Annotated in this window: 12 protein-coding genes and 1 other annotated feature; of the genes, 3 read left to right on the forward strand and 9 right to left on the reverse strand. The window is 50.0% G+C overall.

Annotated elements, in window-relative coordinates; translation table 11 throughout:
- Nucleotides 1-103: 103 nt before the first annotated feature.
- From B5E77_RS03265 to B5E77_RS03275, 3 genes are all read right to left on the reverse strand, one after another.
- Nucleotides 104-892: a nitrilase-related carbon-nitrogen hydrolase gene (locus B5E77_RS03265; RefSeq protein ID WP_087163969.1), complete on the reverse strand. Its 789-nt coding sequence runs from the start codon at nucleotides 890-892 to the stop codon at nucleotides 104-106.
- Nucleotides 893-940: 48 nt separating this feature from the next.
- Nucleotides 941-2,602 (reverse strand): 2-isopropylmalate synthase, encoded by a 1,662-nt coding sequence (locus tag B5E77_RS03270; protein WP_204248008.1) that lies wholly within the window; start codon nucleotides 2,600-2,602, stop codon nucleotides 941-943.
- Between the two features lie 114 nt (nucleotides 2,603-2,716).
- Nucleotides 2,717-2,985: a binding site (T-box leader), on the reverse strand.
- Nucleotides 2,986-3,026: 41 nt separating this feature from the next.
- Nucleotides 3,027-3,752, reverse strand: coding sequence for a cell wall hydrolase (locus B5E77_RS03275; protein WP_242963578.1), 726 nt, complete (start codon nucleotides 3,750-3,752; stop codon nucleotides 3,027-3,029).
- Nucleotides 3,753-4,035: 283 nt separating this feature from the next.
- On the opposite strand from B5E77_RS03275, the gene B5E77_RS03280 reads away from it, so the two are divergent.
- The gene (locus B5E77_RS03280) at nucleotides 4,036-4,545 is read left to right on the forward strand and encodes a DUF6512 family protein (RefSeq protein ID WP_087163970.1); all 510 of its coding nucleotides are present in this window, start codon (nucleotides 4,036-4,038) and stop codon (nucleotides 4,543-4,545) included.
- 103 nt (nucleotides 4,546-4,648) lie between these two features.
- Here the strand turns inward: B5E77_RS03280 and B5E77_RS03285 are convergent, their stop codons facing one another.
- The 3 genes from B5E77_RS03285 to leuC all read right to left on the reverse strand — a co-directional run bounded on the left by B5E77_RS03285 (nucleotide 4,649) and on the right by leuC (nucleotide 7,456).
- Nucleotides 4,649-5,617 (reverse strand): hypothetical protein, encoded by a 969-nt coding sequence (locus B5E77_RS03285; RefSeq protein ID WP_242963579.1) that lies wholly within the window; start codon nucleotides 5,615-5,617, stop codon nucleotides 4,649-4,651.
- A 72-nt stretch (nucleotides 5,618-5,689) separates the two neighbouring features.
- Nucleotides 5,690-6,175, reverse strand: coding sequence for a 3-isopropylmalate dehydratase small subunit (gene leuD, locus B5E77_RS03290; RefSeq protein WP_087163971.1), 486 nt, complete (start codon nucleotides 6,173-6,175; stop codon nucleotides 5,690-5,692).
- Between the two features lie 12 nt (nucleotides 6,176-6,187).
- Nucleotides 6,188-7,456, reverse strand: a complete 1,269-nt coding sequence (leuC, locus tag B5E77_RS03295) for a 3-isopropylmalate dehydratase large subunit (RefSeq protein WP_087163972.1) — start codon at nucleotides 7,454-7,456, stop codon at nucleotides 6,188-6,190.
- Between the two features lie 241 nt (nucleotides 7,457-7,697).
- Between leuC and B5E77_RS03300 the strand changes: the two genes are divergently transcribed.
- Entirely contained in the window at nucleotides 7,698-8,645 is a 948-nt protein-coding gene (locus B5E77_RS03300) for a LysR family transcriptional regulator (protein ID WP_087163973.1), read from the forward strand.
- Nucleotides 8,646-8,729: 84 nt separating this feature from the next.
- Here the strand turns inward: B5E77_RS03300 and glmS are convergent, their stop codons facing one another.
- Both glmS and B5E77_RS03310 read right to left on the reverse strand, forming a co-directional pair.
- Nucleotides 8,730-10,568, reverse strand: a complete 1,839-nt coding sequence (glmS, locus tag B5E77_RS03305; protein ID WP_087163974.1) for a glutamine--fructose-6-phosphate transaminase (isomerizing) — start codon at nucleotides 10,566-10,568, stop codon at nucleotides 8,730-8,732.
- 470 nt (nucleotides 10,569-11,038) lie between these two features.
- Nucleotides 11,039-11,269, reverse strand: coding sequence for a hypothetical protein (locus B5E77_RS03310; RefSeq protein WP_087163975.1), 231 nt, complete (start codon nucleotides 11,267-11,269; stop codon nucleotides 11,039-11,041).
- 135 nt (nucleotides 11,270-11,404) lie between these two features.
- Here B5E77_RS03310 and B5E77_RS03315 point away from each other — a divergent pair, with 135 nt between their 5' ends.
- Complete coding sequence (locus B5E77_RS03315) at nucleotides 11,405-12,595, forward strand: IS630 family transposase (protein WP_087163976.1); 1,191 nt, start codon at nucleotides 11,405-11,407, stop codon at nucleotides 12,593-12,595.
- A 15-nt stretch (nucleotides 12,596-12,610) separates the two neighbouring features.
- Here the strand turns inward: B5E77_RS03315 and B5E77_RS17605 are convergent, their stop codons facing one another.
- The gene (locus tag B5E77_RS17605) at nucleotides 12,611-12,742 is read right to left on the reverse strand and encodes an AAA family ATPase (protein WP_143468572.1); all 132 of its coding nucleotides are present in this window, start codon (nucleotides 12,740-12,742) and stop codon (nucleotides 12,611-12,613) included.
- Nucleotides 12,743-12,751 lie beyond the last annotated feature (9 nt).

Raw genomic sequence — 12,751 nt, forward strand, 5'->3', positions numbered from 1 at the left:
CAGCGCCGGAGCCGCACAAGCCAATTCTGGCTGTGCCTGGCTCCGGCGCTGTATCATGCTGTATCTTCCTGCGCAGGCTCTTATCCTCCGCTCCTGTTTTTCTTTAGCTTCGGCGCAGTCTCTCGTAAAGCTCCGGCTTTCGATCCGTCCGCGCCGGAAATTCTTCCCGGTATTGCCGAAGCCCTTCCAGATTCAAATCCGCCACTATCAGCTCTTCCCCATCCCCCGCTTTCGACAGAACGCGGCCAAAGGGATCTACAATCATGGAATCCCCGCTGTAGCTTAAGGTCCGGGCACGCCCCACACGGTTTACGCCTGCGATATAGCACTGATCCTCAATTGCCCGTGCTTTCAGAAGCGTCATAAAATGCTCCCGGCGGTCGGAAGGCCAGTTTGCCGGCACCACAATCAGATCCGCCCGCTCAGAGGCAATTTCAAAAAGCTCCGGGAACCGCAGATCGTAGCAGATAAGCGGAGACACTGTAAATTCCTTCACCCGGCAGAAAGCAAGCTCTTCTCCTCCCGCATAATGAACCGCCTCCGTCCCGAAGGTAAAGGGATGAATCTTTCTGTAATCGGCCAGAACCTTGCCTTCCGGGCTTATGATGGCATACCGGTTAAAGGATTTCGGCTGACAGTATTCCACATAGCCAACCCCGATATAGAGGCCGTATTCCTGTGCCTGCTCCCGGAAAAACGAAAGCGTCTCCGGGCTTTCGTTTGTCTCCCCTATCTTTTCGGGATGCATGGAAAAGCCAGTCATGCTCATCTCCGGAAACAGAATCAGGTCTGCCTGCTTCTCCCGTGCCTGCTCAAGAAAGGAAAGAGCTGCCCGGAAATTTCCTTCTTTATTTTCCCAGAGGGGTTCTGTCTGCGCCAATGCAACTCTCATAGCTTTCTCCTTCCTCTCCTGCGGCCTGGCGCCGCACAGTCTCAGATATTAAATAGCAGAATTATTGATCGCTGTCAGCAGAGCGTCGATGGAAGCACGGATGATATCGGAATCCACGCCTGCGCCCCAGTAAAGCTTTCCGTCAGGCTTCTGAATTCCCACATAGGCAATAGCCCGGGAACTGGAGCTTGCCTCCAGTGCGTGCTCCTGATAGGTAACCAGATTGTACTGGAGTCCAAAGCATTTCTTCAGAGCGTTGCTGACTGCGTTCAGACGGCCGTTTCCAGGCGCATAGGTAACCTCCCTCTTTCCCTGGTATTCGGTATGCACCTCGGCTGTAATGCCGCCGTTTTCCTGCTTGAAATGTACCTCGGTAATATTGTAGGGAGCGTTCAGGCCCTCGAATTTCTTCTTGAAGAGCTCAAAGATTTCCTCAGGCAGCAGCTCCTTGTTCTTGTGATCGGATTCGTCCTTGGCCGCGTATCCCATGGCCTCGCGCATCTTCGGCGGAAGGTTCAGGCCGAAATTGTGCTCCAGGATGTAGCCTACGCCGCCCTTTCCGGACTGGCTGTTGATACGGATGACGTCCGCATCGTAGTTTCTGCTGACATCCGTCGGATCGATGGGCAGATACGGAACCGTCCAGTGCTCCGGATCGTGCTCCTCGCGGTAATGCATGCCCTTTGCGATGGCGTCCTGATGGGAGCCGGAAAAGGCCGCAAATACAAGCGCTCCCGCGTACGGACTTCTCTCGTTTACCTTCATGCCGGTAAATTTCTCATAAGCCTCGCAGACCTCCGGCATATTGCTGAAGTCAAGCTCCGGATCCACACCCTGGGAATACATGTTCATAGCCAGCGTTACCACATCCACGTTTCCGGTTCTCTCTCCGTTTCCAAACAGCGTTCCCTCTACGCGGTCAGCGCCTGCCAAAAGTCCCATCTCCGTGTCTGCCACGCCGCAGCCCCGGTCATTGTGGGGATGGAGCGACACGATCACATTTTCACGGTATTTCAGGTTCTCACACATGTACTCAATCTGGCTGGCATATACATGGGGCATGGAATGCTCCACTGTCACAGGAAGATTGATGATCGCCTTGTTGTCTGCCGTGGGCTTCCATACGTCAAGCACCGCGTTGCAGACCTCCAGCGCATATTCCGGCTCTGTTCCCGTAAAGCTCTCCGGGCTGTACTCAAAGCGGTAATTTCCGCCCGTCTCCTCTGTCAGCTTCTTCAGAAGCTCTGCTCCGTCTACGGCGATTTTCAGGATTTCCTCCTTTGATTTATGGAATACCTGTTCCCTCTGGGCCACAGAGGTAGAATTGTACACATGCACAATGGCCTGCTTCGCGCCCTCCAGCGCCTCAAAGGTCTTGCGGATAATATGCTCTCTGGCCTGGGTCAGCACCTGAATCGTCACATCATCCGGAATCAGATTCTGCTCAATCAGAGCGCGGAGAAACGTATACTCCGTCTCGGAAGCCGCCGGGAAGCCCACCTCGATCTCCTTGAAGCCTACCTTGCAGAGAAGCTTGAAGAAGCCAATCTTCTGCTCCAGGGTCATTGGCACTACAAGCGCCTGATTGCCGTCCCGAAGGTCCACGCTGCACCATACGGGGGCCTTATCCACGTAATCCTTCTCTGCCCATTTCATGCAGGGATAAGGCGGCATATAATATTGTCTCCGGTATTTGCTGTGATTCATCATGGTTTTTTCTCCTTTTCTGATTTGATTTTCACACTGCTTCAGATAATAGAAATGCGGAAAACCATGTGGCAGTATCCGCCGCTTACACGAAAAAAATCTCCGGCAGCTCTCGCTGCCGGAGACGGAAGATTTTCATATCCTACGCGGTACCACTCCGGTTTTGTGGAAACAGATCCACACTCTCATCAGATACGGATTCCTGTATGGAACCTTATATCCTCCCCGCTGTAACGGTCGGGCTCCGTCTGCGCCTACTCTCCCGCTCCGAAGATTTCGGACAGCCGCTCTGAGGTCAGTTCCCATTCTCTCTTCCACTGCTTCACACCAGCCAGCAGCTCTCTGAACGCCAAGAAAATCGTACTACTCCTCGTCCTCGCATTTCTCTGATATCTGTTTTTAAGGATATCAAAAACCTCTGTAACTGTCAAGCATAAAATTCATGCCCGTTGTACGAAAACAGAAGTGTGAGATTACGCTGAAACCACGCATGATTCTCCGCATCCGCACAGGCAGGAGCCACAAAATAAAGCGCGCCCGCCGATTCATCTTCCCCGCAGAGCGCCCGTTCCACGGCCTCCACTGTCTCCTCCGAGACACTCACCCGGTCAATCTTTCCTGTAGCCACGGGTGAAAACTGCGCCCTTCCATTCTGGCGCTGATAGATAACCTCCTTTATCGTATCAGGAAAGAGCCCGCTTTCCGCACGGTTCAGCACTACGTTTGCTACCAGCATCTTTCCCTTGATATCTTCCCCTGACGCCTCCGCCTCCACAAGACGAAGCAGCGCGTCATAATCCTCACCGGATACCTCATAAACCCAGCCGGAGGCTGCTTCCTCTGCCGCATCCGTCCCTGCCTCGTCCAGGGAGCCTGGCTGCAGAGCCTCTTCCGGGCTGTCTGCTTCCGGATTTTCTTCCGGAACTGCTTCCAGGGTGCGGGCCAGCTGCTGTTCTGCCTCTGGCTGTTCATCCCGAATCGTCCTGGAGGCTTCCGCCGTCTTCATGCCGGCTGTCACGCAGGAGGCCTCAGAAAGGCCTTCACTTTCGTAAGAGATTTTACCAGTTGCTTTTACATCCTTCGTATCGGCGGATACCATAAGAATCATACCCGCCAATCCCAGCACAATTGCATAATCCCTTAGCTTTTTCATACAACCCTATTATAAAAATCCTCTGCCTGCCCGTCAACCATCCCTCCTTATTTTCGTTACTGTTTTTGTATATTAATTCCTTTTTTATCCTTTTTATGAATAATGACTGGTATATTTACCAAAAATAATTTTTATCGGACAGGCTTTTTTATTGCCTTTTTCTGTTCTTTTTCTCAACAATCATTTCATCTTTGTTACATATAATATAGTATATGTCATATTTTCGTAATATTTCATGGAGTAAATCGGAAATATAGCTGTAAAAAGATAGGAGGAATTTCACATGAAAATCAGAGAAGGAACCAATCTGCTTGCCGGAATCCTGTTTACTCTGATCGCAGGCACCCTGCTTCACTTTTGCTACGAATGGAGCGGAGAAAATCCTTTCGTCGCCCTGTTTGCTCCGGTCAGCGAATCTGTCTGGGAGCATCTGAAGCTGCTGTTCTTTCCAGTGCTTGTCTACACGCTCTTTGAAATCATCGTGCTTTTCAAGGTCTCCGGCAGCTTTCTGACCGCCCGGGTGCTGGGCGTGATTCTGGGAATGTTTTTTATTCTGGCGGCATTTTTTACTTATACGGGGATTATCGGCCGAAATTTTCTCGCTGCAGATATCCTGATTTTCGCTTTGAGCGTCTTTGTCACCTTTCTGTCGTCCCGCTATCTGGAGGTGCGCTGCCCTTCCCTGAACCTGCCGCTGCTGGCCAACTATGCCCTGCTGCTTCTGATTGTGACCTGCTTCTTTTCCTTTACCTTCAGCCCGCCCGGTCTTCCCATGTTTCAAAGCCCGGTCTGAAGCCGTCTTTCCGCCGCCAGGCGCACCCCCAAAAAGGCGTCAGGAAGCTGTCTTTTCCTTCCGGCAGCCTTCTGACGCCTTTTCTGCTTTTGCTTATTCTTACTTAACTGGTTCTATCTGTGCCGCCCTTTTCCACGTTCTCTGTCTCCGGCTTTTCCTCTCTCTGCCGTTCCTTTTTCTTCCGCTCTTCTCCTGACAGCCTCTCTTCCAGCTCTTCTTCCTGTACCCTTTCCCGGGCAATCTCCAGAAAGTCTGCCTCCGGCTTCTTCAGCCTCGGAATAAACCGCGCCGCAATAGAGCTCTTGCCCCGGTTCCGGATATAGACGTATCCCACCGCAGAAAAAATCACAGCCCCGACGAAATTCACGAACAGATCCTTCATGGTGTCCAGAAGGCCGATATCCAGATATCCTCCCAGCCCCAGGCTCTGCCCGTTCACTGCCACATCATAAATACCCGAAACACGGATCGGGTGGTTGGCTCCCTCCGGATCCAGCATCACGGAAGAAAATGCATGGACAATCGTATCCTTCTGCATATCCTGACCGAAAAACAGATCCATGGCACACTCAAAAAATTCCCAGAGCACTCCAATGGTCATGGAAAAGCAAAACGCTACAATCGCCACGAAAAACGGAGACAGCTCAAACTTAAACCGTTCATTACGATTCAGAATGTCTACCAGCGAAAAGCCGATAGCCGCCATCAAAAAGCCGTTCAGCGTATGCAGCATCGTATCCCAGAACGGAAAGCGGATGTAATACGCTTCGATTTCCCCCAAAATCTCCGCCGCAAAAACAAAAAACAGCAGAATAATCTCCAGCCCCGTAGGCAGCTCGATCTTCAGATTGACCTGCAGAAAGCTCGGCACAATCAAAAGCAGGAGCGTCAGAGCGCACAAAAATACATTTTCATAGTTCCGGTTAAAAATCTGAAGGATCATGACGAGAATCACCAGCGCCCGCAGAACCACATAGACCAGAAACGAGCTTCTATGCTCGCGGATTTCCATGCTGAGCGCTTTTCCCATCGTCCTGAAAAGATTGGTTTTCTCTTCGTTTTGTTTTCCCATAGAGGCTTCCTTTTCTTTAGCGCACTGTATCCGGGACCGATTTTTCAGCCCCGGATACAACACTGCACCGCTTTACTGTTCGTTGATATAGTTGATCAGGCCTTCTGCCCTGATAATTTTCTGCATAAATTCAGGAAACGCCTGACCCTGATACTGCTTTCCCGTAGTCAGGTTGTAAATGGTTCCTCTGTCGAAATCCACCTGCACCTCATCGCCGTCCTTAATATCCTTTGCGGCCTCCGGGCACTCAATAATGGGAAGCCCGATATTGATGGCATTGCGGTAAAAAATCCGCGCAAAGGTCTCCGCAATCACGCAGGAAATGCCAGACACCTTGATTACAAGAGGCGCATGCTCCCTTGATGAGCCGCAGCCAAAGTTTTTATTTGCCACCATGATATCTCCGGCCTTTACCTTGTGGACAAAATCCCTGTCAATGTCCTCCATGCAGTGCTCCGCCAGCTCCTTCGGAGCTGCGATAGCCAGATATCTGGCCGGAATGATTACATCTGTATCTACATTGTCGCCATATTTAAATACTCTTCCTTTTGCCTGCATCTGTCCTTCCTCCTATAATCCAAGCTCCGCGGGCTCGGAGATTCTTCCTGTCACTGCACTGGCCGCAGCTACCGCCGGGCTCGCCAGATAAACCTCAGAATCCACATGTCCCATACGTCCCACAAAGTTCCGGTTCGTCGTCGAAACGCAGCGCTCTCCTGCCGCCAGGATTCCCATGTATCCGCCCAGGCAGGGACCGCAGGTCGGCGTGCTGACCACAGCGCCGGCTTCCAGGAAAATCTTCAGGAGTCCTTCCTCCATGGCGTCCATGTAAATCTTCTGCGTTCCGGGAATCACGATGCAGCGCAGGCCCTTCTTCACCTTCCTGCCCTTCAGGATCTCGGCAGCTGTCCGCAGGTCGTCCATTCTTCCATTTGTGCAGGAACCGATCACGACCTGATCGATCGCGATATCATCCGGAATCTCATCGAAGGTCCTGGTATTCTCCGGAAGATGCGGGAAGGCCACCGTAGGCTTCAGCGCGCTCAGATCAATCGTATACTCCGCGTCATACTCTGCGTCCGGATCCGCCTCATAAATCTGATAGGGACGGCTGGAATGCTCCTTCATATAAGCCTCCGCCTTTTCGTCTACCGGAAAGATTCCGTTCTTTCCGCCAGCTTCAATCGCCATGTTGGCAATCGTGAAGCGATCGTCCATAGACAGATTCGCCACTCCGTCGCCCACAAATTCCATAGATTTGTACAGGGCGCCGTCCACTCCGATCAGGCCGATGATGTGCAGGATTACATCCTTTCCACTGACCCATTTGGAAGGCTTTCCCATCAGATTAAATTTAATTGCGGAAGGAACCTTAAACCAGGCCTTTCCTGTAGCCATGCCTGCTGCCATGTCCGTGCTTCCTACGCCCGTGGAAAACGCTCCCAGCGCTCCGTAGGTACAGGTATGAGAGTCAGCCCCAATGATGCAGTCTCCCGCTACCGTCAGGCCCTTTTCCGGAAGAAGCGCATGCTCAATGCCCATCTCTCCCACATCAAAATAATTTGTGATATCCTGGCGGCAGGCAAACTCACGCACACATTTGCAGTTTTCTGCCGACTTGATGTCCTTATTCGGAATAAAATGATCCATGACCAGGGCAATCTTATCCCGGTCAAAGACCTCCTGCTTCTTAAGCTTTTCCATCTCGCGGATAGCCACCGGCGTCGTAATATCGTTTCCAAGCACCAGATCCAGCTGCGCTTCAATGAGCTGCCCGGCCTTTACCTCCGGAAGTCCCGCATGCGCGGCCAGAATCTTCTGTGTCATTGTCATTCCCATGCTTCTGTTCTCCTTCTTTCTTATATAGCCTGATTGTATTCTATCACATTTACTGATATAATTAAAATACATATTATGAATATTTACTATAATTATAAATTATGTTATGCCGCTATTTGACCGGTTTAATATGTTTTTCATCATACCTTTACCCCGCAGGACTCAGAATAGCAAACTGCAATGTCCTTTGTCCTTACGCATTTTCCGGGGCTGAGGTATATTCATAAGAGGAGGAAGCATCATGAATCAGTATCAGAATCTGTCTCTATACCGTATCTTTTACACGGTAGCCCGGGCCGGAAACATCTCCCGCGCCGCCGACGAGCTCTTTATCAGCCAGCCCGCCGTCAGCAAAGCCATACAGAAACTGGAACAGGCGGTGGGCGCGCCCCTGTTTGTTCGCTCCTCCCGGGGAGTGCGGCTGACAGAAGACGGTGAACTTCTTTTCTCCCATGTCAGATCCGCCCTGCAGACGCTCGAAAGCGCGGAAAACCAGCTGCGCCTGCGCCACGAGCTCGGTATGAGCCAGCTGCGCATCGGGGTCAGCTCTACCCTCTGCAAATACGTCCTTCTGCCCTCTCTGAAGGATTTCGTCAAGCTTCATCCTCACCTCCGCGTCACTATTGCCTGTCAGTCCACCAACCACACGCTGCAGATGCTTGAAGAGGGCGAGCTCGATCTGGGCCTCACCGGAAAGCCGGAACAGCTCGGCTCCCTGTCCTTCACTCCCGTCATGCAGATCCAGGATACATTTGTGGCTGCAAAGGACTATCTTGACAATCTTTCTCTCCTCACAGGCCAAAGCTGCTTCCGTCCTTCCGCCGCCGAAGACACCCTGACGCTTCTGAAGAACGGCGTCCTGATGCTTCTGGACAGGGACAACCTGACGCGCCAGTATCTCGACCGTTACCTCAAGGAAAACGCCCTGTTCCCGGAAAACATCCTGGAAACGACCTCCATGGATCTTCTGATCGACTTTGCCCGCATTGGCCTGGGCATCGCCGGAGTCATACGGGAATTTATTGCCCAGGAGCTGAAAGACGGAACGCTCCTGGAGCTTCCTCTCCCCTTTCCAATCCCTTCCCGGGAAATCGGTTTTGTGTATCGGAACGGACAGACACGGCCAGAGGTGGAGGAAGAGCTGATCCGGGGAGCAAGACAGAAAGCGGAAAATCACTGCGAAATCTAGGAAACACATCACAAAGGGCTGGCGGCCCGTCAGAAATCTTTTCTCCGGAACGCCAGCCTGCAATTAACATTTTTCTTTAAATTATTATTCTACAGTCACACTCTTGGCCAGATTTCTCGGCTTATCCACATCCAGCCCCCTTGCCAGAGATACATAATATCCCATAAGCTGAAGCGGAACGACCGCCAGAGACGCCGCAAAATGCTCATCGGTCTTCGGAATATAGGTGACGAAATCGGCAGTGTCCTCGATATTGTAATGCCCGTAGGTCGTCAGTCCCATCAGATAAGCGCCGCGGCTCTTACACTCTACCATATTACTGAGCGTCTTCTCATAAAGGCTGCTCTGGGTCAGCACTCCCACGACCAGCGTCCCGTCTTCCACCAGGCTGATGGTTCCATGCTTCAGTTCGCCCGCCGCGTAGGCCTCCGAATGGATATAGCTGATCTCCTTCATCTTCAGGCTGCCTTCCATGGCAATCGCATAGTCAATTCCACGTCCAATGAAAAATACATCCTTCGAGGCCGACTGCTTTGCCGCAAACCACTGAATCCGCTCTTTATCCTGCAATACCCTCGTAATCTTATCCGGCAGAGACAAAAGCTCTTCTATCAGATAAGCATACCTTTCCTCATCAATCGTTCCGCGGGCCTTCGCAAACTGAACCGCCAGAATATCGCAGGCAATCAGCTGAGTGCTGTAGGCCTTCGTGGTCGCCACCGCGATCTCCGGTCCTGCCAACGTATAAAACACATTGTCAGCTTCCCGGGCAATCGAGGAACCCACTACATTTACAACAGCAAGCGTACGGATTCCGCAGCTCTTCGCCTTTCTCAGAGCCGCAAGACTGTCCGCAGTCTCGCCTGACTGGCTGATAACCACAACCAGGCCCTTCTCATCCAAAGGCATCTCGCGGTAACGGAACTCAGAAGCCAGCTCCACCCGCACCGGAATCTTTGCCAAATCCTCTATTGCATATTGAGCAGACATGCCGGCATGATAGGCCGAGCCGCATGCCACCAGGTAAATCTGGCTGACGCCCCGGATTATTTCATCATCGAGCCCCATCTCCGCCAGATCGATTCGCCCGTCATGAATCACAGAATTCAGCGTATCCTGTACAGCCTTCGGCTCCTCATGGATTTCCTTGATCATAAAATGCTCAAAGCCGGCCTTCTCTGCGGCTTCCGCATCCCACTTGATCTCCACAAGCTCCTTTTCAATCTCGTCTCCGTCCAGGTTGTAGAAGGTAATCTTGCCCTTCTGCACCCGGCCGAGCTCCATATTGCCAATATAGTATACATTTCTTGTATGCTTCAGAATGGCCGGCACATCAGAGGCAATATAAGACTCCCCATCCGCAACGCCGAGGATCATCGGGCTGTCTTTTCTGGCCACATAAATCTCTTCCGGATAATCCTTGAACATTACAGCCAGCGCATAGGAGCCGCGGATGCGCACCATGGCATGATTCAGGGCGTCTACCGGTGTTCCCAGATATTTTTTATAATAATAATCTACCAGCTTAATCGCCACTTCCGTGTCTGTGCCGGAATAAAAGGTGTATCCATGCTTCAGAAGCTTCTGCTTCAGTTCCTGGTAATTTTCAATGATACCATTGTGAACTCCGACGATTGAACCATCTGCATTGCAGTGAGGATGCGCGTTTCCCTCTGATGGCTCTCCGTGCGTCGCCCAGCGTGTGTGACCGATTCCGCAGTCGCCGCTTAAGGCCTGCCCATCGTTTGTCTTCTCTTCCAGAACCTTCAGGCGTCCCTTTGCTTTTACAATCTCGATGTCACCGTCTCCATCCCGTACTGCCAGGCCTGCCGAATCATAGCCTCTGTATTCCAGTTTCGAAAGGCCCTCGAGCAGCACAGGCGCCGCCTGCCGGTTTCCCACAAAGCCAACGATTCCACACATAGATAATTATTCCTCCTGTTTTCATTCAGATATTTCTATATTACCAGAAAGACGGGCTGTTGAAAAGTGCAAATTTAATCTATTAAGCGAAAAATGCAAATACTTATAACGCTGTGAAGCAGTATTCGGATTATACTGTTGTCGAAACAACTGCAAACTGGAAAACGTACTTGCATTAAAATATCTTGATTCCTGACTAAAAAGGACCAATGTATCCCCATCCCTCTTTTTTCAGACTAATTTCTACATATACCGCCTCCAACTTCTATTATCCCAATATTATAGTTTAAACATGAGCCCAGTCTGCTCCAGCATCATATTTATCTGAACGCTATATCCCAGACACTGGCAAAATTCCATAAGTAATCACGGAGTATATTCTGAATTGTAGCTGCTCCCCAGTTCGAAATACCACGCAAAACTGATTGATCCACGCCAAATCTCCTTGGTCGTTTCTTCAAACCAATCCCTTAACAAATCGATGAACTGTTTTCCCCCCCCCCACCTCTCGATTCGACAATGTCAGTTCCAGCTGCTTGTCGGGCAGTCGCCTGCGGCAGGTCAACACTTTTCAGACCGCTGGAAATCACAGGGGGATTCCCCACGTAGCCTTCACACAAAGCTTTTTCCTGCATGATTTTTAACCCGCCAAGCAGCACCGGATCGTTTCCGACTTCAAAAAAGCATTTCAGCATGTCCATATTAAGAAGCTTCCCAAAATGCCTGAAGCGCGTAAACAGTTTTACCTTTCCCTAGTATAAAATCTTTTAAATAACCGGACTTTATTTCCTGCCCGTGATAGAATAGTTACATCAGATGATGGAGGTATCCTATCTATGGGAAGGAAATCAATTGTCATTAACCTCAGTGCTGAGGAACGTGAATATCTTGAAGTTCAAACACGTGCCCGTACCATACAGGCACAAACAGTTAGCCGTGCCCGTATCCTGCTTTTAAAGGCCGATGGTTGTACCATTAATGAGATTGCGGATAAAATTGGCATCAACCGCAAAAGTGTTATGCTTTGTTTAAACAAATACGCCGAAGGTGGCGTGGAGCATGCTTTGTTTGATGCCCCAGGGCGCGGCCGCAATGCTGAGATCACCGATGATGAAAAGGCCTGGATTATTAACATTGCCTGTCAAAAGCCGGTTGATTTTGGCTATGCTGCAGAAACCTGGACTTATGCGAAACTTACATCGCATATCAACAGACATGCAGAAGCAGCCGGGTATACAAGACTCTCCACGATTCACAAAAGCACTGTTCATACAATACTTGATGAAGCTGAAATCAAGCCTTTTCGTATCAAGTATTATTGTGAAAATCGAGATCCTGATTTTGATGGGAAAATGCATAACGTATTGTTGGTATATAAACAGCTTTCCATGCAGTTCGATGAAAACGGGCAACTTCTGCCGTGGGATAAAAACGAACAGGTAGTCCATGTACTTTCCTATGATGAAAAGCCCGGTATTCAGGCAATTGCTACAACATCAGAGGATCTTCTTCCTGACGAAAAACACAGCACAATCAGCAGGGATTACGAATATAAGCGTCTAGGAACCTTGTCGTTGTTAGCAGGAATTGACCTGCAGACAAGCGAGGCCATTCCTTTGGTCAGCGAAACTCATAACAGTGGGGACTATATTGAATTTCTGCAAATACTCGACAATAAATATCCAAAAGGCGATAAAATCCGTATTGTACTTGACAACCTGAAAGTGCACACATCCGAAGCAACAAGAAAATACCTTGCCACAATCCCCGGGCGATTTGAATTTGTGTTCACTCCAAAGCATGGTTCCTGGTTGAATATGGTCGAGGGCTTTTTCAGCAAAATGACAAAACAGATGCTTCGCGGTATTCGTGTGAAATCAAAAGAAGAACTGAAAGAGCGCATCTATTTGTATTTTGATGAAATCAACCAAGTACCAGTAGTTTTTCACTGGAAATATAATCTTGATGATATTGATGTATCCGAAAAGGTTATTGTTGATACACTGCCAATTAAAAAGTCCAGTTAATTGCCGAACGTTATACTAGTTTTGCAAAAGCTCTTTGATGAACATGGTTTTATTTACATAATAGAAATCCTTTGTAGAGAATTCTTTAAAATTTTCAATTCCTACAGGCATTTTCGCCCTCACCTTCCCAACATTCCTTTCCGGCATCTGTAGCAC

It is taken from the genome of Lachnoclostridium sp. An131 (assembly GCF_002160825.1).
In the GTDB taxonomy this organism is placed as follows: domain Bacteria; phylum Bacillota; class Clostridia; order Lachnospirales; family Lachnospiraceae; genus Laedolimicola.